Raw genomic sequence first — 22,151 nt, 5'->3', positions numbered from 1 at the left:
CCCTCACTCGTACCGGAGCGCTTCGACGGGATCGAGGCGCGCGGCGCGCCACGACGGATAGAGCGTCGCCAGGAACGACAGCGTCAGCGCCATGATGACGACGGCCGTGGTCTCGCCGACGTCGATCTCGGCGGGCAGTTTTGACAGGAAGTAGAGCTCCGGCGAGAACAGCTCGGTCGAGGTCAGCCAGGACAGGAATTGCCGGATCGATTCGATGTTGAGGCAGATCACGAGGCCGACGCAGAAGCCGACCAGCGTGCCGACCACGCCGATCGAAGCGCCCGTGATCAGGAAGATCCGCATGATCGATCCCTGCGAGGCGCCCATGGTGCGCAGGATCGCGATGTCGCTGCCCTTGTCCTTCACCAGCATGATCAGGCCGGAGACGATGTTGAGCGCCGCGACCAGCACGATCATGGTCAGGATCAGGAACATCACGTTGCGCTCGACCTGGAGCGCATTGAAGAAGGTCGAGTTGCGCTGCCGCCAATCGACCAGGAAGATCGGCCGGCCCGCCGCCTCCGTCACCGCCTTGCGGAAGGCGTCGATCCTGTCGGGGTTGGTGGTGAACACCTCGATCGAGGTAACGTCGTTGCTGCGGTTGAAATAGGCCTGCGCTTCGGCGAGCGGCATGAACACGAAGCCGAGATCGTATTCGGACATGCCGATCTCGAACACCGCGACGATCTTGTACGGCTTGATCCGCGGCGTCGTGCCCATCGGCGTCACCGCGCCTTTCGGCGCCACCAGCGTGATGCTGTCACCGGCATGCAGCGAAAGCTGGTCGGCGAGGCGGCGGCCGATCGCGACCCCCTGCCCTTCGTCAAACCCTTCGAGCGAGCCCTGCTTGATGTTCTTGGCGATCGAGGTGAGGTTGTTGAGATCGTCGGAGCGGATGCCCCGCACGAGGACGCCGGAGGCGTTCCATGGCGATGACGCCAGCGCCTGACCGTCCACCACGGGCGCGGCAAGACGAATGCCCCCGACCTGGCTGACGCGCTCGGCGACGTCCTTCCAGTCGGTCAGCGGCGATTCCAGGGGCTGGACCAGGATGTGGCCGTTGAGGCCCAGGATCTTGTCGAGCAGCTCTTTGCGGAAGCCGTTCATCACGGCCATGACGATGATCAGCGTCGCGACGCCGAGCATGATGCCGAGAAAGGAGAACCCGGCAATGACCGAGATGAATCCTTCCTTGCGGCGCGCCCGCAAATAGCGCGCCGACAGCATCCACTCGAATGGCGCGAAAGGCGCGGTTTGCACGGTTTCGGTCATGGTCTCATCCATCGCTCGATAATCCCATGATTCGGGGTCAATTGTGGCCGGATTGGCGGCCGCGATATCGCGCGATGAACAATATTCAGCCGACCAGCCTTATCAGCCCACAAGTCTTGCGACCGCGTCGGCAGGCGACATGGTCTCGCGCGCGCCGTCGCTGCGCCGCTTGATCTCGACCTTGCCGTCGGCGAGCCCCTTCGGCCCGATCATGATCTGCCAGGGGATCCCGATCAGGTCGGCAGCGGCGAATTTGGCGCCGGCACGCTGGTCGGTGTCGTCGTAGAGCACGTCGACGCCCTTGGCGGTGAGCTCGGCATAGAGCTTCTCGCAGGCCGCATCGACCGCGGCATCGCCCTGCTTCAGGTTGAGGATCGACACGCGGAACGGCGCCACCGCCTCCGGCCATTTGATGCCGGCATCGTCATGGCAGGCTTCGATGATGGCACCAAGCAGGCGCGAGACGCCGACGCCGTACGAGCCGCCATGGATCGGCACGTCGACACCGTCAGGCCCCGCCACCAGCGCCTTCATCGGCTCGGAATATTTGGTGCCGAAATAGAAGATCTGGCCGACCTCGATGCCGCGGGTGTTCACCCGCTTGTCCCCGGGCACCTCCTGCTCGAAGCGCGCGGCGTCGTGGACGTCCTCGGTCGCTGCGTAGAGCGAGGTCCACTGCTTGATGATCGGCGTCAGGTCGCTCTCATAATCGACGTCCTCGCCCGGCACCGGCAGGTCCAGCACGTCGCGATTGATGAACACGCCGGATTCGCCGGTCTCGGCAAGCACGATGAATTCGTGGCTGAGATCGCCGCCGATCGGACCGGTCTCGGCGCGCATCGGGATTGCCTTCAGTCCCATCCGTGCGAAGGTGCGCAAGTACGCAACGAACATCTTGTTGTAGGCGACGCGCGCCGCGGCCTCGTTGAGATCGAACGAATAGGCGTCCTTCATCAGGAACTCGCGGCCGCGCATCACGCCGAAACGCGGACGCTGCTCGTCGCGGAATTTCCATTGGATATGATAGAGATTCAGCGGCAGGTTCTTGTAGGATTTCACATAGGCGCGGAAGATCTCGGTGATCATTTCCTCGTTGGTCGGCCCGTACAGCAGCTCGCGCTTGTGGCGGTCGGCGATGCGCAGCATCTCCGGACCATAGGCATCGTAGCGGCCGCTCTCGCGCCAGAGGTCGGCGAGCTGGAGCGTCGGCATCAAGACCTCGATCGCGCCGGAGCGGTTCTGCTCCTCGCGCACGATCTGCTCGATTTTCTTCAGCACGCGGAAGCCGAGCGGCAGCCAGGCATAGATGCCGGCCGCCTCCTGCCGGATCATGCCGGCGCGCAGCATGAGCCGATGCGAGACGATCTCCGCCTCTTTCGGATTTTCCTTCAGGATGGGCAGAAAGAACCGCGACAACCGCATGGTAATACTCTGGGAATCAGTGATCGCCTGCAGTGAAACCGGATTGGAAGCGAAAACACAAGGCCGGGAATGAGGAAAAGCCGCTAACGCGACGAAATTCCTGTCATTTTTCCGTTGCCTTCAGGTTTGACTCGAACAGCAGCATGTTCTGCAAAGCCGGCGAGCCTAGGGCGGCGGCACATCGAGTTCATCCGCGAGCGTGATCTTCTCGAAATCGCTCACGAGCGCCTCGATCCGGACGCGCCAGCGGCCGGCGAAGGGCAACTCGACCTTGCGCACATGCCAGTAGCCGTCCGGCCCGAGCGAGGCGCCCCGGTCCATCGGCTCGATCCCGCGCTCGGGCAGGCTGAGCGTCAACGTCACCTCTTTGGCTGCCAGGGGCGTCCCCTCGCCGGTCATGAGCTGGAGCACGAAATCGTCCTTGCCGACCTTTCCAGGAGACACCAGCACCTGGAACATCGCCTTGTCGCTGTGGATGTGGATTGCCAAAGGCGTCTCCGGAACAATCGTTCGCGGCGGCGGGGTGAAGCGCCAGCCGGCGACGACGGCGAAGATGGCGAGGGCGACAGCACATTCGAGAAGGATCGAGCGCTTGAGGATGGACCGGGCCCCGCGATCACGCGCGAGTGGCGGGGTGAAGCGGAAGCGGTTGAGCGCCGCAAGTGCGAGCAGCATGAGGACCAGCGCGAGCTTGATCGAGAGGATGAGCCCGTAGCGGGTCTCGACCAACGCCGACGCCTTTTCGAGCTGAACAATGGCAAGGGCAAGCCCCGTCAATGCCAGCACGCCGACGGCCGGCACGGCGATGGCCGAGAAGCGGTTCACGACGGCAAATGTTGCTGGCGTCGGCTTCGACAGTAAAGCCGCCAGCGGAGCAAGAGCGCCGATCCACAGCGCAACGCACAGGCCATGAAGAAACATCGCCGGGCGCATCATCATCTGAGGCGGCGCCGTTGCGGCGTGCCCGCTCATGGCGAGCGACAAGCCCACACCGACCACCGCCATCATCGCAAGAGCCCGCGAAGGCCATGCGCTGCGCAGCGCCAGCAGAGCGAACAGCATCGCGGCGGTGGCAAAAAGAAGCGCGCGGCCGGCACTGGTCGCGAACGCGACCTTCCAAGGCGCGGCCGTCGCGAGCGCCGCCGGCGGCAGGCCGAGGAGATCGAGACCAAGCGCACCGAGGGATACCACGGCGCTCGGAAGGCCGACCGCGAGCGCAACGCGCGGCACGGTCATGCCAGTCAACGTCCGTGATATCCAGCGCGCGAACCACACACCACCGACACCAACGAACAGTCCGAGGTAGAGGCCAACGCGCGCCAGCCAGATCAGCGCGCCCAACCCGTTGCCCGCACTCGCCGGCGGCTTCGTGTCCGACGGCGTGCCGACTGAAAACATCACTGATCCGACCACCGGATGGCCATCCTGCGAGATCACGCGATAGCTGACGACCGCGGTTCCCTCAGGTAGATCCGCCGGCATCGCCACGGAAATCGTCTCGCCCGACGCACTGACACGCGAATCGTCCCGCGCCCTGCCCGCCCCGTCGATCAGCCGGATCGCGCCCGGCGTCACCGGCTCGTTGAACCGCAGCTCCACCACCTTGGGCGCGGTCGCGAGCGTGCTGCCGCTCGCCGGCTCCACCGAGATCAGCGCCGCATGCGCGAGCGCACAGCTCGCAAAGCCCGCAGCGAAGAGCAGCGTCGCGAGCGCGGCGAGGAGGCGCATCAGGGTTTGGGCAGGAGCTTCACGCCAGGCGCCGGCGACTTGCCCTCATGAGAATGCCCTGCCCCCTCGGTTGGGATTTCGATCCAGCGGCTGACGCCGGTCTCGCATTCCTGAACCACGGGGAAGTACAAGGTCGTGTTGGCCTTGAGCTTGTCGGTGAGCACCGTGTGCATGATGAACTCGTCATAGTTCTTGTCCAGCAGCTTGCCGCCGGACCACGCCACCTCCTTGACGCCGGACGAGAGCTTATTGCCGTGATAGTCGTATTCCCCGGCATATTTGCCCTCGACGACATCGATGGTCCAGCCGGCCTTCGGCATCGGCTTCACCGCAATCACCCCTTCCGGAATCTGCACGCGGATCTTCACCGTCGGCGAGCCCGCGCAGCCATGCGGAACGGTGAAGACCGCCTTGTAGGATGCGCCGATGGTGGCCTGCTTGGTCTCCAGCGAGACATGCGCGCTTGCGGGCACGGCTGCCAACAGGCATGCAGCCGTCGTGGTGGCGTAAATCGAACCTATTCGCATTGGAGCCTCACTTGTTCATAGATGCATTGCGGCACCGGCCGCCTTTGCTGCAGATTCTGCTTCGCGAATAAGGTCCTGCCGCCGCTTCAAGACATCGCCCACCAGCGCAGGACCGGCACGCTCGGGTGATCCGGAATCGAACGGCGGCTTTGGATCGTACTCGATCACGAGCTGAATTCGTCGTGCAACCTCTTCGCCCGCCAACCGAGCGGCGATCGCGAGCGCAAAATCGATGCCGGCCGTCACGCCGCCACCCGTCACTCGGTTGCGATCCTCGACGACGCGATCGGTCCGCACCACCGCACCCATCTGCGCGAGCAGATCGCGAACATACCAGTGCGACGTGGCCTGATAGCCCCTCAGCAGCCCGGCGGCGCCAAGCAAGAGCGAACCGGTACAAACGCTAGTGACGAGGCGCGCCGATCCACCCTGCTGCTTGAGGAATTCGATAGTTTCACGGTCCTGCATCGCAGCGACCGTTCCCTTCAGACCTCCAGGCACGAACAACACATCGAACATCTGTGGGGCGCTCTGGAAGGTCGCCGTCGGCGTAACCGGCAAGCGGACGTCGGTTATGACCGGCTGCTCTGTTTTGGCTATCAGGTGGACGTCAGCCTGCATAATGCTGAACACGGTGAGCGGACCGGCCAAATCAAGCAGGATCATGTCCGAATGGATCAACAGGCCCACGCGCGGTCGTGTCGGCGACGCCGGCTGCGCAAGTGCAGGCGGCGCGACGAAGTTGAGTAAGGATACGGCGGCAAGCGTCGCGTTGAACTCTCTTCGATCCATGCTGTTGCTCCACCAGTTATGAGCAGATCATGCCCATCACTTCTTCATTCCCGAATGATCCGGCATTTTCTTCATGTCCATGTGACCCGAGTGCCCGCCATCGCCCGGGGCCTGCGCGCCGACGCCCTGGACGTCGAGGGCAACAGTGATCTTTCCGGCCTTCTCGAACTGAAGCGTCACCGGCACCTTGTCGCCCTGCTTGAACGGCCCCTTCAGCTCCTGAAGCATCAAATGATTGCCGCCGGGCGCGAGCTTCACGGTCTTGCCTGGATCGATCGCCAGTCCCTTGTCGAGCGCGCGCATCTTCATCACGCCGTTGTCCATCGCCATCTCGTGAATCTCGGCCTTGCCTGCGATGTCGGCGGACACGCTGACCAGCCTGTCGGCCGCGTTGCCCTTGTTTTCGATCGTCAGATAGCCGCCGGCGACCTTGGCGCCGCCCGGCGTTGCCCGGCTCCAGGCCTGCGAGATGACGAGATCGCCGGCCTTGACGTCCTCGGCTGCGAACGCCGCGCTGGTGCCGAGCAGCATGGCGACGGCGAGAATTGAAAGCTTGATCCTGTTCATTTGGTTCCCTCGGTTTTGATCTGATCGAGCACGGTCGGTCGTGGTGGTCGCGGCAGCCTCAGTGCGCTTACCATCGATACCTTATTCCGGTGTAGACCGCCCGGCCGGCTCCTGGCTCGAACAACGCTGACGTCGCGGTGGCGCGATCGATGATACTGGCGCTTGCAATGTAGGTCTTGCTGGTTAGGTTTCGACCCTCGATATAGGCGGAGAACGGCCCGCCATTGTCGAAGCCCGCTTTCAATCCGAGCAGTGCATACGGCTCCGTCGTCAACGTGTTCATACTGTCGACAAAATAGGCTTGCGGCACCCATTCGACGTTCGGACCGGCATAGAACCCGGTCGGATGCTTGTAGAGCAATTCGGCGCGCAAATAGTGACGCGGCGCACCGGGCAGCTGGTTGTTGCCGAACGTCGGGTCGCTATCGAAGCGAAAATCGTTATAAGTATAGGCAAGGTTGAGCCAAACTTTGTCGGGCGCTCCTCCTTTCACGAAGATGTCGCGGAAGATTGCTGCCCCTGCCCCAGCCTCCACGCCCTGATGGAAGGTTCGGTCGGCATTGGTCACGTTGCAATTGCCGAAGGCGCTGTAGAGGCACAGCAGCTCATCGCGGATATTGGCGCGATAGGCGGTCAACTCCCACGAATAGTCGGGCCGTCGCATGCGCGTCCCGATCTCGTAGGTGGTCGCAATCTGCGGACGGATACTGGTGAACGGAATCGTCGGAATGCCAGGACCGCGCGCGCTCTCGCCGAAGCTCGGCACTTCGGCGCTCCGCGAAACGTTGGCGAAGGCCTGCCACGTCGGGTCGATCTGCCACAGCAGACCCGACTTCGGCGACCAAAGATCAAAACGGGTTGCTCCCGACTGGTCGCCGTCGCTAAAAAACCGGTCCCGCCGACTGCGCGTCGCATGCAGAAATTGCGTGCCGGCAATCGCAGCGACGTTCGGCAGAAAGTAGAAGCTGTCCTCTACGTAAATCGAGGTGTTCTCCGAGCGATCGACCGACGACGACAGCAATGCCCCCTTCTGTCCGGCAATGTTAGCGAATTGCTGATTGTCGATGCTGCCATTCAACAGGTTGACGCCCGCGACAAGCCTGTTGCGGTAACCGCCGATAATGCGGTCGTCCGTAACTTTCGCGAAGCCGCCGTAATCCTTGTAGCGATAATCGAGCCACTGGAAGATCGGATGCATGAGGTGCCGGTCGACGCCGAAGGCACCGAACTCGAACCTGGTGTCGTCGAATCGGATCGTCGTTTTGTTTGCCAGCCTGACCGTGTCGATGTTGCGCTGCTGGTCCATGGCAACGTTCGCCGGAGCCGCGGCCTCCGGATTGGTCAAGGCAGACACCTTGGTGACGGTTCCTGGAATGCGTTGCCGCACCTCGTTGGCGTTGAGATAGAATCGCGTCTCGAAATCCGGCGAGAACTGGTAGCCGACATTGCCGCTCACGCGGTTGCCCGAGCCGAAGCTGTGATCGCGGAAGCCGTCCGTGACCTGCGTCGATGCGGTGACGAAACCATCCCATGGCCCGTTGGCGCCCCCTGCATTGGCCTGCAGTCGCCTGAAGCCGAAGGCTCCCACGTCGAGCGAGACGCCATTCGGAAATCGGTCGCGTCCCGATGCCGTCACGAAGTTGACGGCGCCTCCCAGCGAATTGGCTCCGAACTGCAGCGCATTCCCGCCCTTGTACACCTCGACGTATTTGTAGGCGGTCGGGTCGATCTCCTGGAAATCGCCGTAGCCGTCGGCCGTGTTGATCGGGATGCCGTCCATGTAAAGCTGCACGCCACGCAGATGGAAATTGCGCGACAGGCCGGATCCGCGAATCGAAAGCCGGGTATCGTCGCCCCATTTCGGCTGCGCAAACACGCCGGGCACGTAGTCCAGGATATCCTTGATCGTGTTGGCGGGAGTCGAATTCCGGTAGGCCTCCGCTGTGACCAGCGCTACGCCGCCCGGCGTCTGGTTGATCTCGCTCAGCGCCTGCTGGGCGGTGAGAACCGTCAGGGCACCGGGGCCGGGGCCCCCTTCGGAAGCTGCCGTCGGTTGTGCAGGCGCAGTTGCAGGCGCGCGGGCCCGCGTTGATCGCGCGGCAGCTCGCTGTGCGCGGGCTGGTGAGGCCCGTTTCTCCCGCGGCGCGTCGACCGTGACGGGAGGAAGCTCGCCTCGGTTTTCCTCCGCAATCGCATTGGACGGCACAACGAGGGCAGAAGCTGAGGCAAGCAGAATTCCTGGTGCGGAAAGCAGTCGAAAGAAGCCTGAACGAGGCATGCGGTCATTCCTGATGCCGGCAGAGAGCCGGTGCATTGCGATCCCGGCACGGCCGAAGCCGGCTCGGAGCTGAAGGTTTCGCGGATCAGGAAATGCGAGGGGGAGCGCGTGCCCGGGCGCTCGAACCGTCGACGGCGGCGAGGACGGGCGCGTTCGCCACATGCCAGACGATGCGGGCGATGGGGCGGACGGGAGTTGAGAACGCCGCATGGGGCGGCGCGTCAAGCGAGGCGCCAGCGTGCGCGAGGCAGCAAAGCGCACATGCGCCGGCTTTTGCGGCCGGCGTCCCGGTCTGGTCTACCGGGCCGCCCTGCTCAGTTGCACCATGGCAGATGATGGCGGCAGAGAGCGGATCGGCAACGGCCTGGCCCGCCGCGAGACAGGCGGCGATCGGCGCCAGCACCTGCATCACCAGGGCGAGCAGGACCAGAGGCAGGAATTTTTGCAGGCGTGCGCGCATCCGGCGAACCATTCGTTCGTGCGCTAACTAAACACCGCGCCGGCCCCCGAGTCGAGGTCGGTTCCGCCGGCTACTTGGCACACCGCAAATTTCGCTAAAAACTGGGGCCGGAGCCCCCTCCTGCGGCTGGCGTCCGGCAATTGAGGCAGCTGCCCCGCCCCCGCCCATCCACAGATTTCTTATATTTGTCATGTGCTTAGATGGCTAAAAGCCCGATCATTTCGTCAGCTGCTGTTATTTTGAACATTCGTTGCTGAAAATGATGACAAGTGAGAAAAGTTGATCTAGCATCCCTCTTGCTCAGGCGCTGACCGCGAGGTCGAGGCCTGGTGGTCCAAGTCTCGGGAGGAGCCCCTGGCGCGCAAAACGCAGCGTCGCCCCGTCAATCAAGATCAAATCTTAAGATCGGGGATAATAGGGTCGACACAATTTTTGAGCGGGGCCAGGGCCCCGCTCTTTTTTTGCCCGCGCGGCTGACCTGTCGATGAACGCGGCCTCTCATCCCATCGAAGACAGCTTCGAACGCGCCGCCTCCCGCTGCGCCGATCTCACGCCCCTGGTCTACCAACGTCTGTTCGATCAGCATCCGGAAACGCAGGCGATGTTCCGCTCGGACGGCGGTGACCTCGTGAAGGGGTCGATGCTCGCGCTGACGATCGAGGCAATTCTCGATTTCGCCGACGAGCGCCGCGGACATTTCCGGCTGATCGCCTGCGAGCTCGCCTCGCACGATGCCTATGGCACGCCGCGCGAGCTGTTCGTCGCGTTCTTCGCCGTCATCAGGGATGCGCTCCGCGCTCTGCTCGGCGATGAATGGGCGCCGGAGATCGCGCAGGCCTGGGATACATTGCTCGCCGAGATCGATGCATTCGCCGCCGCGCCCACTTGACGCTTTGCGCTGCACCAACACGCGGGCCGCGACGACGCTGCGGCTGATTGCGGATTGAGTGCGAACAACTCTTGTGAGAGACTTTCGGACATCGGTAGCGCTACCAATGACGCGCCGACGACAAGTATATATGGGAGCGAGCGATGTCCGGGACGAAAGATTTCTCGACGACGAGGCGCGATCTTCTTCAGGCGGCTGCGACCGCCGGCGCCGGGGCTGCCCTGTTCGGCAGCATGGGCATAAACCCTGCACTGGCCGCCGAGGTCGGACGCAGCGAAAAGCCGCTGAAGGCGGCCTTCTCCAATGCCGGTCTTCAGGCGACCTGGTGCGCGCAAGGCAAGCAGGCCGCGGAATTCTGGGGCAAGCTGTTCAATGTCGAGGTCACCTGGTTCGACGGCCAGCTCGATGCAGTGAAGCAGCGCGCGGCGATCGACAACATGGCCTCGCAGAAATGGGACTTCGTGGCGATCCAAGCCTTCGGCATCGGCACCCTCACCCAGCCGGTGCAGAAGATGATCGACGCCGGCACGCCCGTGATCGACATGGACACGCTGATCGCGCCACTCGACCAGATCAACGTCCACTCCTTCCTCGCCCCCGACAACGAGTTCATGGGCGCATCGGTGACGCAGGCGCTGTGCAACGCCATGGGCGGCAAGGGCAAGATCATCATGACGCAGGGCGCGCTCGGCCATACCGGCGCGCAAGGACGGGCGAAGGGCTTCAACTCGGTCGTCAAGCAATTCCCGGGGATCGAGGTGCTCGACACCCAACCGGCCGATTGGGACGTGTCGAAGACCGCACGTCTCTGGGAGACCTATCTGACCAAATACCCGCAGATCGACGCGGCGTTCTTCCACAATGACGACATGGCGCTGGCCGCCGCCAATATCATGAAGGCACGCAATCGCACCAACATCCTGATCGGCGGGGTCGACGCCATGCCTCCGGCGATCCAGGCGGTCAGCGAAGGCCGCATGTTCGCCACCGTCCGCAATCCCTCGTGCCGCATCCATGGCGGCGCCATCATCGCGGGCGTCTCGGCCGTGGTCGGCGGCGAGAAGAGCGGACAGGGCATTCCGAAGAACGTCGTGACTGACGGCCCGGTCGTGACCAAGGCGAATGCGGCCGGGATGCAGTGGATGCAGGATCACTTCCTGATCTGAGCCTCAGATCTGAACTTTCATGATCGTGGGACAACAGCCCATCCTGGAACTGCAGGGCATCACGAAGAGCTTCGGCGGCGTCGAAGCGCTTCGTGGTGTCGACTTCGCGCTCTATCCCGGCGAGATCCATGGTCTCGTCGGCGAGAACGGCGCCGGCAAAAGCACGCTGATGAAGATCATCGCCGGCGTGCACACCGAGTTCTCAGGCCGCTTCCTGGTCGACGGCCGGGAGATGCATTTTCGCTCGGCGCGCGATGCGCACGCCGCCGGCATCGCCATGGTGCACCAGGAGCTCAGCGTCGCGCCCGACTTGACGGTGGCGGAGAACGTCTTCCTCGGCAATCAGCCGACCAACGCCCTCGGCCTCGTGCAATGGCGGCGGATGGCGCGCGAGGCGGGCGAGCAGCTCGCCCGCTTCGGCATCGACGTCGACCCGATGGCTCGGCTCGGGGATCTCCCGATCGGGCTGCAGCAGCTGATCGAGATCGCGCGCGTGCTGTTCTCCGGCGCGCGCATCGTCATCCTGGACGAGCCGACCTCCGCCCTCTCCCCACCCGAGGTCGAGCGGCTGTTCACAACGCTGCGGCGGCTGCGCGAGGAAGGCACCGCCATCGTCTTCATCTCGCATTTCATCGAGGACATCCTGCTGGTGTCCGACACGGTGACCGTGTTCCGCAACGGCCGGAAGGTCGCGGAGACGGCGAGCGCGGCGACCAGCAAGGGCGCGCTGATCGAGGCGATGATCGGCCGCGGCGGCGAGGCGCTCGAGCATAGCTACACCGACGACCTGATGCTGCCGCAGCCGAGCGACCGCAAGGTCGTTCTCAAGGCCGACCAGCTGTCGCTGTCCCGCAGCCTTCAAGACGTATCGTTCGAGGCCCGCGCCGGCGAGGTGCTCGGCATCTACGGCTTCATGGGCTGCGGCCAGCAGGAGCTGTCGCGCATCCTGTTCGGCAAGCTGAAGCCGGACAGCGGCACGCTTGTAGTCGAAGGCGTGCCGAAAACTTTCGCCAGCACGGCTGCGGCGCGCCGCGCCGGCGTGGCGCTGGTGCCGGAGAGCCGGCGCGACATGCTGTTTCACCAGGAGCCGGTCTACAAGAACATCTCGATCAGCATCCTCGACCGCATCTCCTCGCTGCTGCTCAAGCCGGCGCAGGAGCGCGACATCGCGAGGCGCCAGGTCGAGCAGCTGCAGATCAGGCCGCCGGTGGTCGGCCTCGACCTCGGCATGCTCTCGGGCGGCAACCAGCAGAAGGTCGCGCTGGCGAAATGGCTGACCTACCCGCCCAAGCTGCTGGTGCTGTGCGAGCCGACCCGCGGCATGGATGTCGGCGCCAAGAACGACGTCATCAACATCGTCCGCGACCTCAGAACAAAGGGGCTCGCGATCATCGTGCTGTCGACCGAGCCGGAAACGGTGCTGTCGCTGGCCGACCGCATCCTCGTGCTCAAGCGCGGCGCATTGGTGCGTGAATTCAAGAACGAGCCGGTCAGCAAGGACCGCCTGCTGGAAGCGGCGTGACGGAGAAGCACATGAGCAGCGAGACGGCTTTGGCGACAGGACAACGGGCGCGGGGCCTTGCGCCCTTCCTGCGCTCGCAGATGCGCAACATCGCCCCGTTCCTGACGCTGATCTTCCTCACCGCCTTCTTCGCCTTCGCCAGCCCCTCCTTCGCGACGCTCGACAATCTCGGCAACATCCTGACGCAGGTGTCGGTGACGAGCATCATCGCCGTCGGCCTCACCTTCGTGATCCTCTGCGCCGAGATCGACCTGTCGATCGCCAGCATTGCCAACGTCACGGGCATTGCGGTCGCCTACTTCACGCTGCAGGAATCCTACGTCAACATCGCCAACATTCCCCTGCCCGGCGCGGTCGCAATCATCCTGTCGCTCCTGCTCTGCGCCCTGCTCGGCCTCGTCAACGCGCTCGGGCTGACCGTGATCGGCATCCCCTCCTTCATCATGACGCTTGCGATGATGCAGATCGCCGCCGGCATCTCGGCGCTCCTGGTGCGCGGCCAGATCGCCTACAAGGTGCCGAGCCTGATCACGACGCTCGGCTCCGGCTCAATCGGCGGCATCCCCTGGATCGTCATCGTTGCCGCCATCATGCTGCTCGGCGGCCATCTGGTGCTGACCTACACGCGCTTCGGCCGCTACGTCTACATGGTCGGCGGCAATCGCGAGGCGGCCGAATATTCGGGTCTGAACGTCAAGCTGATCCTCGGCGCGGTCATGGTGATCTCGGCGGTGTGCTCTGGTATCGGCGGCATGCTCGGCGTCGCCCATTTCGGCAGCGCGCAGCAGAACGAGTTCGACACCTACCTGCTCGATTCCATCGCCGCCGTCGTGGTCGGCGGCACCAGCCTGTTCGGCGGCCGCGGCGGCATCGGCAACACCATCGTCGGGCTGTTCGTCCTCGGCGTGCTCAACAACGGTCTCGACCACGTCAACATCGACAGCTTCCTGAAGATCCTGATCCGCGGCCTGATCCTGTTGGCGGCGCTGGTCATCAACGTCTATGCGCAGCGCTTGAGGGAGAAAGCGGCGGAGTAGACGGCCGGCAAAACAAAAAGTGCGAAAACAACCCCATGCACAGTAGCCGGGGCCAGCGGAATCAATGACTTGCCGGCGGGTGTCGTGAACTTGCGGATTTTACGAAGCCGATTTGCTCCGTCGGGCAAAACAGGGGTATGATGTCATCATCGGCAGCCGCCTCGAAGACCCGTGGCTTACCCCGTCATTGCGAGCGCAGCGAAGCAATCCAGAGTCTTTCTGCGGAGGGATTCTGGATTGCTTCGCTGCGCTCGCAATGACGAGGTTGCGGCAGAACGGCGATCCAGGATCTACCTCTATCGCGCGGTCAGCGGGTGCGGTCTAATCGCGAGAAGCGGAAATTGCAGTGGCTGGCGCCGCCCGCCAGCGTCTGGGTCCGTTCCAGGCGGATGCCTCGCGTGGCGTAGGCGTCGAAGTCGAGGCCGCAGATGTTCGGGAGGATCTCCTTGTCGCCATGACGCGCCGCGAGCTTGCAGAAGCCGCAGGCCTTGTAGTCGATGCCGAACTCAAAGCTGTCTTGCGGGCCCGGCTCGACGAAATCGTAGACGAAATCTTCCGGAAACTCCGCTTGATGAGCTTTTGTAACGCTTCTTGCCGCCTGTTCGCGCATCAAGGCCTGGTTCTCCGGTGACATGAATTGATGCCCCGCGGCGAGACGCTCGGCTTCGGGAATCGTCAGCAGCTGCGCCTTGTAGGTTTCCCGCTCGATCTCGCCGATCACGGGCACCGGCACGCCGTGGCGCCGCAGCACCCGACTGATGGCCATGAAGCCGGTCAGGCGCATGAAGAAATCGCTCATGCGGCTTGCCGCGCCACCGACATAGGGCATCTGGGTGAGGACGATCGCGAATTCGTCCATCACGTCCTGCCTGACTCCATCGATATCGGAGAGATGCGCGCGCTCGCGAAGCATCGCTTCGGCAAGGTCTAGTCGCTCGCGCATGGCGGCTTCCATCGCATGGCGGTGCGTCTGGTAGAACGGATGGATCTCAGCCATTGGACACCTGATATGATTGGCTCATTGCAAATCGACGCCGCCGCCTCATTCCGCGGCGATCGCCTCGATCTCCAACAGCCATTTGCTGTCGACGGTCTCGACGACCACGACGGTCAGCGCCGGCTGGTGTTCCCCGAGCATGTCGCGGCGAATGGCGCGGTTGGTGACGACCTGACTGCGGTCGGTCAGGAACGTGGTGACCTTGACCAGGTGCTCGACGCCAAGGCCTGCCGCGGCGAGCACTTCCCTGACATTGCGCCAGGCCTGCTCGCATTGCGCCTCGAAGCCGTCGGGCACGGTGCCGTCGGACCTTTCTGGCACCTGGCCGCTGATGAACAGCAGGCGGCGATGCTGCTTCAGCTCCAGGCCCATGCTGTAGCCGCCGGCGGGCGGGTGAACCGTTGCTGGATTGTGGCTGACGATGTGAGCTGGCGACATGGCCTTTCTCCGGATTTGCGCGTCAAGCGTATCCGGCGGCACCACGCTAGCGCAAAGCATCATTGCTGCGGTTCAGCGCAAGAAAATCTATTGCAGGGACGCGGCCCATCGGTGTCAAAGTGCAGTTGCGATGACATACGCCCTGCCCCCACTCAACGCGCTCCGCGCCTTCGAGGCCGCCGCGCGCCATCTCAGCTTCAAGCTGGCCGCGCACGAACTGCACGTCACGCCCGCGGCCGTCGGGCAGCAGGTGAAAGCGCTGGAGGCGCGCCTCGGCGTGCAGCTGTTCGAGCGGCTGCACAAGCAGCTCATCCTCACGGAGGCCGGCCAGGCCTATCTGCCCGGGATCTCCGAAGGCTTCCGCCACATTGCCGAGGCGACCACGCAATTGAAGCCGTCAGGCACCGTGCTGCTGCAAGTGGGGGTCCACGGCAGCTACGACCTGCGCCGCCTCGAACTTGCGGAGTTTCGCAGCGCACATGCGGAGATCGGTTTGCGCGTGCTGCAGCCCGCCGGCCTGCACGAGCTCGTCGAGGGCAAGGTAGACGTGCTGATCGCCCGCGGCGTGAGCCACCATCCCGGCTATCGCTGCGAGCGGATGGATGAGGGATCGGGCCCGGGTGATTGGCTGGTTGCGCCAGAAGGCACGGCGGACTGTCCGGAGATCGTGAGTTTTCGCGCGTGGCTACGTGCGCTGCCCGCGGCGAAGCCGCTGGCAAATCGCCGCCCGCGTCTGGTCGGCGGCGTCGGGAGTTGACCGGGCTAAAGGTTGCGGGCCGAGGCCCAGGCTTCCGTTCAACTCAACGCACCCTTACCCGTATAGAGAAAAATCGCGGTGGCCGTCTAGCGCGCGTCGTCATAAACCCGCGCCGCAGTTGGAACGCGGATAAGGTCCGCTGTGCTCCTGATAGCCGCCCAGAAGCCGGCGTCACCAGACGTCAGAGTTGGGCCAACGGCGATCATGGCGCCCGACCGCATGGCAGGCTAGTTGTTATAGAGTCCTCGCCTTAGGGGCAGCTTGGAGAATTGCACGTTGACACGATCCAGAAGGTCGATCGTCGCTTTAGGAATCTTTCTGGCGTCGGTGGGCGCCGTGGTGCTCGGGCGTATGGCCTATGTCGAGGCGTTCGGCAGCGATGAGATGGATTACCGCGGCGAGAAGATCCGGCTGTCAAAGAAGTATGTCGATTACGACGACTACAAGAACGATCCCGCCAACCTTGCAGCATCGGAAATTCCGCGCGTCGAGAAGCTGATGACAGATGCGAAGGTTGGCCCGCTTTTCGCGGACTGGCACGACGTCGCGCGTCAGCTCAGCAATATCAAGGTTCCGGGCTACGGCATGGGAAGCGCTGACGACGTGGTCGCCGTTGGACGAGAGTTTGCCGTCCGCTTTATGGAAATCCCGCAAGTCGCCAAGGAACGCTATTTCGTTCTGGAAAAGCTGGAAGGGGGGAGGTTTCGTCTGGCTGATGATTTTGTGGCGCCGCGCGACCCTGGGTCGGCCTTTGCGCGGATATCCTCCATTCGCCTCGCTGACGACAGACTGATCTATGCCGACCGCAATGGCAGGGTTGTCCGCGAGACGCCCGTGGCACGCTAAGGCGCCGACTTTCATTCCATCTGCCGCTCACCAGGACTAGAGTCCGCTTAGGGTCAATCGCGAGGTTTTGGCCCGGTTTACGTTAGGTCCGATCTACCCCTTACAGCCGACATATCCTCGCCGTGGGGATGCGGCAGCGATGGGCCAACAGCCGACATCGCGCCGGTGTCGGAATTACGAAAGAGGCCGCCCGATTGAGGTGGCCTTTTTTATGCTTCGGCGTTCGTTTTTACTTCTTGCGCGGATCGTCGGCTGGATCGATGAACACGATGCCCCCCGGCCCGGTGAATACAATTTGGACCATCGTTTCTTCGTTTGTCGTCCATACATAATGGGGGTGCTTTGCCGGCAGCGCGAAGACGGAGCCCGGCTTCAATATCTCGCCTTTCGAGGGATCAAACCTTTCCCCCATGGCGTTCCCAAAGCTGCCACTCATCACGGTGACGACCTCGGCATAGGGATGAGTATGCGGCGGAACTTTATAATTCGGCGGGAATTTCACCCGCTGGACTATCGTCTCGGCCTTTGTTGGGTCACCGATCAAGATGGCGGTTTGCACGCCCCTGAAGACCGGATGCTCTATCCACGTCACCCCATCGGGCTTGACCACCTTCATCGCATCTTGAGCCATCGCAGAACTTGCCAACGCGATCAAAGTGGCAGCGACAAAGGACTTGTTCATCCTAACCTCCTCCCAATATTGCGGAGCTGGAAGGCCCAATAGGATACAGCAAAAATACTCAGACTGAACCGCATAAAATTCATTTTTGCATGGGCTTGAATCGTCCATCGCAAACCAAGTCCGAATTGGGTCACAAGCAGCGGTCATGGCGGGCACGGCCCTGCGACCGGTCTGCCGCCGATAGCCAACGCGGCAAAGGCCCGCCACTTTGCTCGGAACGCGCCAGAAGCTGAAGCCGCGTCCTCGCGCAATTTGGTTAGTTGGATCATGATTAGTTTAGTATGCAGGACCTCAAAAGGTCGCGCCGATCGCAGGCTCCGTACTCAGAACCGTAAACCGGGAAGAAATTGCTCATTTCCATGCTGAGCTCGGTCTGAGCGCGAACGAGCATCAACACGGGCGCGCATTCGCGCTCTTTCCATGTCCCAGACAAACCTCGGTCAGTCCGGCTGACGGGTTTCAATTTAGCGGCAACGAATGTTAGAGCTCAGTTTGGCGCTGCGGTCTGATCCATTGTAGAATATGGTGGGTTGGTGGGCCGTGGTGCGGCATGGTGCACGAGCGGGTCCGAGTCGAGCGTAGATTATCGGCGATCTTGGCCGCCGATGTGGCTGGCTATTCTCGGCTCATGCATAATGACGAAGAGGCGACCCACGCCAAGCTGACAGCACTCTTCGCCGGAGGTGTTGAGCCCGCAATTGCGGAGCACGGCGGCCGCATCGTGAAGAACACCGGCGACGGGTTTTTGGCGGAGTTTCCAAGTGCGGTCGAAGCGGTGCGGGCTGCCATGCAGTTCCAGTCCCGCATCAACGAACTTACCAGCGACGATGCAGAGGACAGGCGCATTCTCTTCCGTGTGGGGCTCAATATCGGCGACATCATCGTCGAATCCCATGACATCTTTGGGGACGGCGTCAACATCGCGGCACGGCTCGAGAGCATCGCCGAACCCGGCGGCATCTGCATCTCTCAGACGGTCTTCAATCACGCGCGCGACAAGGTGTCTTTCGACGTCGAGGAAGCGGGCGAGAAAACTCTCAAGAACATCGCCCGGCCCGTCCACGTTTACCGCATCATCATCGACCCAGGCCCGCGGACCGCAACGCTCAAACGCGGGGTTCCGGCGCTCGCGTTGCCTGACAAACCCTCTGTCGCCGTGCTGCCGCTGACCAATATGAGCGGCGACCCCGAACAGGAATTCGTTTCCGACGGTATTGCCGAAGATGTGATCACGGCGCTATCGCGCTATCCCTCGTTGTTCGTCATCGCTCGGAACTCGTCGTTCACTTACAAAGGGCGAGCGGTTGATGTGAGACAGGTCGGGCGCGAGCTTGGCGTCCGCTACGTGCTCGAAGGTAGTGTGCGCAAGGCCGGCAGCCGGATCCGCGTGACCGCGCAGCTCATAGAGGCGGCGACCAGCAATCATGTCTGGGCCGAGCGCTACGACCGCGATCTCGCTGATGTTTTCGCCGTGCAGGATGAGCTTACCGAAGCGGTGACGACTGCGATCGCCCCCGCCATTGCGGACGCCGAACTCCGACGCGCCATGCGCAGGCCGCCGGGGAGCCTTGATGCCTGGGCAGCCTATCAGCGCGGCCTGTGGCATCTGAGCAAAGCGACCGCAGACGACGATGAGATCGCGGAGAACTTCTTCAGACAGGCGATCGATCTCGACCCGACCTTCGGCGGCAGCTACAGCGCGCTCGGTCTCTACCAGCTGCAAGCGGCCGCGCTTTACCAGAAGATGGAACTGCGGGATGCGCAACGCTCGGCGGAGGCCTTGGCCCGCCGGGCGGTCGCGCTGGATGGCGCCGATGCGGAGGCCCGTTCGTGCCTTGGCTGGGCCTTGCAAGCCCGCGGCGAGGCTGAAGATGCGTTGGCGGAGATCGAGCGAGCTCTCTCCATGAGTCCAAATCTCGCGATAGCGCATGGCCATCGAGGCGCGACATTGATCTTTGCCGGCCGGCCCAAGGAGGGGGTCATGGCTCTCAACGCGTGTATCAGGCTCGATCCCCGCGACCCCTATCTGGCAGTCCGCTTGTTGCACATTGCATGCGGTTTATATTTCTGCGGCGAATACGAGGCTTCGATTGAGGCAGCAAAACGTCTGATCCGGTCGTATCCCGATTTTCCGATGATCTACCGCTGGACCGCGGCGGCGCTGGGCCAGCTTGGCCGCGCGGCGGAAGCGAAGGAAGAACTGGAAAAGGCCATCTCGCGTGCACCGGGAGCATTCGACATGTATGTCCGCAACAGAGCTCCGTGGTTTCGGCCAGAAGACCACGCGCATCTCGTCGACGGTTTGCGTAAGGCCGGCTGGAGGCAATGGGAGAACAAGGGACGATGAATGTCGCCTCGGGGTCACGAGCGCTAGTCTGGACCTGAGCCGACGACTTCCGGTTCAGCCCTGTCTCCGGACGTGCCCCATGCCGCGCAAACCGTCGCGAACGGCCACAAACCGAACCCAAGTCGATAACATGCGGCCACCGCTTTCACGACAGTAATCTATTCATAACTGGGGCAGGCGCCCGGCAGGGGACGAACAATTGCGACATGGGGCCAACCGAGACTCGTCACTTAATCGTGTTGGCGCGAGTGCTGTACGTAATCCGACCTTCGGCGTCGGCTGGAAGGCGACTCCGCAACCGCGCCTTGACTATTTCGATGCTGTCCGCTGACAGCAGCAGGCCTAAGCAGCGTCGAGGTTAGGTGATCACACAGCCTGGGCCCTGCCAACTTGGTGGCGTGAATTTGTGATGTTCGCTATTCCGGCTGTCACGACCACAGGAATTTTAGCTGTCCTGTGACGAGCGAACGCCCCAAAACTCCAATTGCAATGGCGTTCGCTGCCTCTTACCCTTGTCAAGAAAACAACCGGGGAGGATACACCATGGAAATCCAGGCCTTCGGTTATCTCGGCGTCGGCGCGTCGAACCTCGATGATTGGGCCGCATTCGCCGCATCAAACATTGGCATGCAGGCGGTGGACCGCGCCAGCTCGATGCGTGCCTTCCGTATGGACGACCGCAAACAGCGCCTGTTCATCGACCGAACCATTGAGCCGGGCGCTCAGGTCTTCGGCTGGGAAGTCGCCAATGCCGCGACTCTCGACTCACTCGCTGCCCGCCTCGAAACCGCTGGCGTCGCCGTGAAGCGCGAACCCGCAGGGCTGGCGGACCAGCGCTGTGTGACGGAGCTGATCTCCTTTGCTGATCCCGCCGGCAATCGTTTGGAAGCTTTCCACGGCGCCCAGGTAGCTGACACAGTCTTTAAGCCTGGCCGCGACGTCTCCGGCTTCCGTACGGGCCCACTAGGCATGGGCCACACCCTTCTGACATTCCCAGACATCGATGTCGCCCTGGCCTTCTACAAGGACCTGCTGGGGTTTCGCATTAGCGACTTCATGGTTGCCCCGCTGAAGGCTTACTTCATGCATGTCAACGCACGCCACCACAGCGTGGCTCTCGTGGCCGCGCCAGTGCGCAGCATGCATCACCTGCTTGTCGAGTATTATCTGCTCGACGACGTCGGTCAGGGGTATGACCTGCTACAGGGCAGCCCGCAGAAAGTTGTCGCCACTCTCGGCCGCCACCCGAATGATCTCATGACGTCGTATTACATGCGCACTCCGTCAGAGATCTACGTGGAGTGCGGCTGGGGCGGCAAGGAGGTCGATGACACAACGCCGCCGGTGGAGATGACCAGCGTGGGTAGCTTCTGGGGCCACAAGGGCCTATTTGAAGATATTGGCGCGCCTCCCTCGGCCGCGCCGGAGATCGGTCCACGTCGCGCCCCTGTTCAGGTGATGGAAGGCAACTACGAACGCATGGCGGGCACCTGTCCGTGGTGGGATGCGATACGCGGGAAGACCCGCTAATTTCGTGCCCGGTGTTGAAAGCATTGCGGACCTCGATGTCTCAGTCGGGTCAAAATGCGAAGAACTCAGGTCAGCAAATCTGGTCCGCTCTGGGTCAACGAGCGGACTACCGACCGCCAAGGCGCAACTTCGCCGATGGGCCACAAGGACATTCGAAAGGATGAGGGTCTCTAGCTGATGCGGCGTTACTCGTGAAGCTACGCCGATCTGACCGTCCTTTCGCCAAACAATTATGGCAGCGCATAGCTGCCGCGCCGAGCGGACCTTCGACAGACGCGACGCAACTTCGAAGATGCGCCCGAAGCTATCGTCAACTACAGGACTTTACTTCTGCAATCGCTTCAAGCAATCGCTCCGCTTCCGCGACGCTCTCCAGCTGCGCCGCCGTCCGGAGATAAGTGCGAGCGATGATGGTCAGTGTTTGGCGACGGGCCGCCGTCACCGCGAGTTCAGCCAGTTGTTCTGCCTCGGCAGCCTTGTCGCGGTATCGCTTTGCTTCGGCAATGCATTGATCCGATCGTCCTGCCGAAGCAAGTTCGCCGGTTATTAGGCATACACGACCCCGGCCTTCGGAGGTGGTAATTGCGCTGCTAGCAAGTGAGGTCGAAAGCAAGGCTGTGATCTTCGGAGGTGTTACGGAAGCGAACCTGCCGCAGGAACTTAAAAACTCGCGCCGATCGTCTTCTTCTGGAGAGGACATTGCGGCTCCTATGATTTTTTTTGAAATATTTATTGGTCGATTAGAGAGTTAAGCAGCTCAATCAAGAAATGTAACTATATCCCATGTCGTATCGGAGACCCGCCGCCGCGGGCATTGAAATTTTGACGAGGTCCGGTGCGAGTCATAAGCGGTGGTCGAAATGAGCACGGCGGCGCGTCCGGTTTCCCCCGGAC

At 62.6% G+C, this 22,151-nt stretch carries 20 protein-coding genes; 8 read left to right on the top strand and 12 right to left on the bottom strand.

Going from position 1 to position 22,151, the window contains the following annotated elements; translation table 11 throughout:
- Nucleotides 1-3 precede the first annotated feature (3 nt).
- The 8 genes from ACNJYD_RS17820 to ACNJYD_RS17785 all read right to left on the bottom strand — a co-directional run bounded on the left by ACNJYD_RS17820 (nt 4) and on the right by ACNJYD_RS17785 (nt 9,046).
- Nucleotides 4-1,284 (bottom strand): lipoprotein-releasing ABC transporter permease subunit, encoded by a 1,281-nt coding sequence (locus ACNJYD_RS17820; protein ID WP_172783564.1) that lies wholly within the window; start codon nt 1,282-1,284, stop codon nt 4-6.
- Nucleotides 1,285-1,374: 90 nt separating this feature from the next.
- Nucleotides 1,375-2,694, bottom strand: a complete 1,320-nt coding sequence (proS, locus tag ACNJYD_RS17815) for a proline--tRNA ligase (RefSeq protein WP_172783563.1) — start codon at nt 2,692-2,694, stop codon at nt 1,375-1,377.
- Between the two features lie 165 nt (nt 2,695-2,859).
- Nucleotides 2,860-4,422, bottom strand: coding sequence for a copper resistance CopC/CopD family protein (locus ACNJYD_RS17810; RefSeq protein ID WP_212257242.1), 1,563 nt, complete (start codon nt 4,420-4,422; stop codon nt 2,860-2,862).
- Nucleotides 4,422-4,949, bottom strand: coding sequence for a YcnI family copper-binding membrane protein (locus tag ACNJYD_RS17805; RefSeq protein WP_212257243.1), 528 nt, complete (start codon nt 4,947-4,949; stop codon nt 4,422-4,424). The genes ACNJYD_RS17810 and ACNJYD_RS17805 overlap by 1 nt, the downstream gene beginning before the upstream one ends.
- A 15-nt stretch (nt 4,950-4,964) precedes the next feature.
- Complete coding sequence (locus tag ACNJYD_RS17800) at nt 4,965-5,741, bottom strand: DJ-1/PfpI family protein (protein WP_212257244.1); 777 nt, start codon at nt 5,739-5,741, stop codon at nt 4,965-4,967.
- 36 nt (nt 5,742-5,777) lie between these two features.
- Nucleotides 5,778-6,308, bottom strand: coding sequence for a copper chaperone PCu(A)C (locus ACNJYD_RS17795; protein WP_212257245.1), 531 nt, complete (start codon nt 6,306-6,308; stop codon nt 5,778-5,780).
- Between the two features lie 67 nt (nt 6,309-6,375).
- Entirely contained in the window at nt 6,376-8,622 is a 2,247-nt protein-coding gene (locus ACNJYD_RS17790) for a TonB-dependent receptor family protein (protein ID WP_439367212.1), read from the bottom strand.
- 49 nt (nt 8,623-8,671) lie between these two features.
- Nucleotides 8,672-9,046: a DUF2946 domain-containing protein gene (locus ACNJYD_RS17785; RefSeq protein ID WP_212257247.1), complete on the bottom strand. Its 375-nt coding sequence runs from the start codon at nt 9,044-9,046 to the stop codon at nt 8,672-8,674.
- A gap of 484 nt (nt 9,047-9,530) precedes the next feature.
- Here ACNJYD_RS17785 and ACNJYD_RS17780 point away from each other — a divergent pair, with 484 nt between their 5' ends.
- The 4 genes from ACNJYD_RS17780 to ACNJYD_RS17765 all read left to right on the top strand — a co-directional run bounded on the left by ACNJYD_RS17780 (nt 9,531) and on the right by ACNJYD_RS17765 (nt 13,660).
- Nucleotides 9,531-9,935: a globin gene (locus ACNJYD_RS17780; protein WP_212257248.1), complete on the top strand. Its 405-nt coding sequence runs from the start codon at nt 9,531-9,533 to the stop codon at nt 9,933-9,935.
- 143 nt (nt 9,936-10,078) lie between these two features.
- The gene (locus tag ACNJYD_RS17775; RefSeq protein WP_172783556.1) at nt 10,079-11,101 is read left to right on the top strand and encodes a sugar ABC transporter substrate-binding protein; all 1,023 of its coding nucleotides are present in this window, start codon (nt 10,079-10,081) and stop codon (nt 11,099-11,101) included.
- 19 nt (nt 11,102-11,120) lie between these two features.
- Nucleotides 11,121-12,623 carry a sugar ABC transporter ATP-binding protein gene (locus ACNJYD_RS17770; protein ID WP_172783555.1) on the top strand — a complete coding sequence of 501 codons (1,503 nt, stop codon included), beginning with the start codon at nt 11,121-11,123 and terminating at the stop codon, nt 12,621-12,623.
- Between the two features lie 11 nt (nt 12,624-12,634).
- A complete protein-coding gene (locus ACNJYD_RS17765) occupies nt 12,635-13,660 on the top strand; it encodes an ABC transporter permease (RefSeq protein WP_439367209.1) in 1,026 nt (341 codons plus the stop codon).
- Nucleotides 13,661-13,967: 307 nt separating this feature from the next.
- On the opposite strand, the gene ACNJYD_RS17760 is transcribed toward ACNJYD_RS17765, so the two are convergent.
- Nucleotides 13,968-14,657, bottom strand: coding sequence for an L-2-amino-thiazoline-4-carboxylic acid hydrolase (locus tag ACNJYD_RS17760; protein ID WP_439367207.1), 690 nt, complete (start codon nt 14,655-14,657; stop codon nt 13,968-13,970).
- A gap of 45 nt (nt 14,658-14,702) precedes the next feature.
- Entirely contained in the window at nt 14,703-15,095 is a 393-nt protein-coding gene (locus ACNJYD_RS17755; RefSeq protein WP_439367205.1) for a RidA family protein, read from the bottom strand.
- A 130-nt stretch (nt 15,096-15,225) separates the two neighbouring features.
- Between ACNJYD_RS17755 and ACNJYD_RS17750 the strand changes: the two genes are divergently transcribed.
- Nucleotides 15,226-15,852 carry a LysR family transcriptional regulator gene (locus tag ACNJYD_RS17750; protein WP_439367203.1) on the top strand — a complete coding sequence of 209 codons (627 nt, stop codon included), beginning with the start codon at nt 15,226-15,228 and terminating at the stop codon, nt 15,850-15,852.
- Between the two features lie 276 nt (nt 15,853-16,128).
- Complete coding sequence (locus ACNJYD_RS17745; RefSeq protein WP_172783550.1) at nt 16,129-16,698, top strand: hypothetical protein; 570 nt, start codon at nt 16,129-16,131, stop codon at nt 16,696-16,698.
- 229 nt (nt 16,699-16,927) lie between these two features.
- On the opposite strand, the gene ACNJYD_RS17740 is transcribed toward ACNJYD_RS17745, so the two are convergent.
- Nucleotides 16,928-17,380, bottom strand: coding sequence for a cupin domain-containing protein (locus ACNJYD_RS17740; protein ID WP_172783549.1), 453 nt, complete (start codon nt 17,378-17,380; stop codon nt 16,928-16,930).
- A gap of 595 nt (nt 17,381-17,975) precedes the next feature.
- On the opposite strand from ACNJYD_RS17740, the gene ACNJYD_RS17735 reads away from it, so the two are divergent.
- Together ACNJYD_RS17735 and ACNJYD_RS17730 are read left to right on the top strand one after the other, a co-directional pair.
- Nucleotides 17,976-19,727: an adenylate/guanylate cyclase domain-containing protein gene (locus ACNJYD_RS17735; protein WP_439367200.1), complete on the top strand. Its 1,752-nt coding sequence runs from the start codon at nt 17,976-17,978 to the stop codon at nt 19,725-19,727.
- A gap of 543 nt (nt 19,728-20,270) precedes the next feature.
- A complete protein-coding gene (locus ACNJYD_RS17730) occupies nt 20,271-21,257 on the top strand; it encodes a VOC family protein (protein WP_439367198.1) in 987 nt (328 codons plus the stop codon).
- Between the two features lie 310 nt (nt 21,258-21,567).
- Here ACNJYD_RS17730 and ACNJYD_RS17725 read toward each other — a convergent pair whose 3' ends face one another.
- On the bottom strand, nt 21,568-21,957 hold the full coding sequence (locus ACNJYD_RS17725; protein ID WP_439367578.1) for a hypothetical protein: 390 nt from the start codon (nt 21,955-21,957) through the stop codon (nt 21,568-21,570).
- Between the last annotated feature and the right edge of the window lie 194 nt (nt 21,958-22,151).

The organism is Bradyrhizobium sp. SPXBL-02 (assembly GCF_051853065.1).
GTDB lineage: Bacteria > Pseudomonadota > Alphaproteobacteria > Rhizobiales > Xanthobacteraceae > Bradyrhizobium.
Note: the sequence above shows the minus strand (reverse complement) of the source record. Positions and strands in the feature narration are given on the sequence as shown.

Bases quoted from the DNA above. Each gene is read 5' to 3' on its own strand.
- ACNJYD_RS17730 (WP_439367198.1), top strand. From the start codon at position 20,271: ATGGAAATCCAGGCCTTCGGTTATCTCGGCGTCGGCGCGTCGAACCTC.
- proS (WP_172783563.1), bottom strand. From the start codon at position 2,694: ATGCGGTTGTCGCGGTTCTTTCTGCCCATCCTGAAGGAAAATCCGAAA.
- ACNJYD_RS17780 (WP_212257248.1), top strand. From the start codon at position 9,531: ATGAACGCGGCCTCTCATCCCATCGAAGACAGCTTCGAACGCGCCGCC.
- ACNJYD_RS17790 (WP_439367212.1), bottom strand. From the start codon at position 8,622: ATGCACCGGCTCTCTGCCGGCATCAGGAATGACCGCATGCCTCGTTCA.
- ACNJYD_RS17740 (WP_172783549.1), bottom strand. From the start codon at position 17,380: ATGAACAAGTCCTTTGTCGCTGCCACTTTGATCGCGTTGGCAAGTTCT.
- ACNJYD_RS17795 (WP_212257245.1), bottom strand. From the start codon at position 6,308: ATGAACAGGATCAAGCTTTCAATTCTCGCCGTCGCCATGCTGCTCGGC.
- ACNJYD_RS17820 (WP_172783564.1), bottom strand. From the start codon at position 1,284: ATGGATGAGACCATGACCGAAACCGTGCAAACCGCGCCTTTCGCGCCA.
- ACNJYD_RS17725 (WP_439367578.1), bottom strand. From the start codon at position 21,957: ATGTCCTCTCCAGAAGAAGACGATCGGCGCGAGTTTTTAAGTTCCTGC.
- ACNJYD_RS17755 (WP_439367205.1), bottom strand. From the start codon at position 15,095: ATGTCGCCAGCTCACATCGTCAGCCACAATCCAGCAACGGTTCACCCG.
- ACNJYD_RS17770 (WP_172783555.1), top strand. From the start codon at position 11,121: ATGATCGTGGGACAACAGCCCATCCTGGAACTGCAGGGCATCACGAAG.
- ACNJYD_RS17810 (WP_212257242.1), bottom strand. From the start codon at position 4,422: ATGCGCCTCCTCGCCGCGCTCGCGACGCTGCTCTTCGCTGCGGGCTTT.
- ACNJYD_RS17785 (WP_212257247.1), bottom strand. From the start codon at position 9,046: ATGCGCGCACGCCTGCAAAAATTCCTGCCTCTGGTCCTGCTCGCCCTG.
- ACNJYD_RS17750 (WP_439367203.1), top strand. From the start codon at position 15,226: ATGACATACGCCCTGCCCCCACTCAACGCGCTCCGCGCCTTCGAGGCC.
- ACNJYD_RS17775 (WP_172783556.1), top strand. From the start codon at position 10,079: ATGTCCGGGACGAAAGATTTCTCGACGACGAGGCGCGATCTTCTTCAG.
- ACNJYD_RS17805 (WP_212257243.1), bottom strand. From the start codon at position 4,949: ATGCGAATAGGTTCGATTTACGCCACCACGACGGCTGCATGCCTGTTG.
- ACNJYD_RS17765 (WP_439367209.1), top strand. From the start codon at position 12,635: ATGAGCAGCGAGACGGCTTTGGCGACAGGACAACGGGCGCGGGGCCTT.
- ACNJYD_RS17800 (WP_212257244.1), bottom strand. From the start codon at position 5,741: ATGGATCGAAGAGAGTTCAACGCGACGCTTGCCGCCGTATCCTTACTC.
- ACNJYD_RS17760 (WP_439367207.1), bottom strand. From the start codon at position 14,657: ATGGCTGAGATCCATCCGTTCTACCAGACGCACCGCCATGCGATGGAA.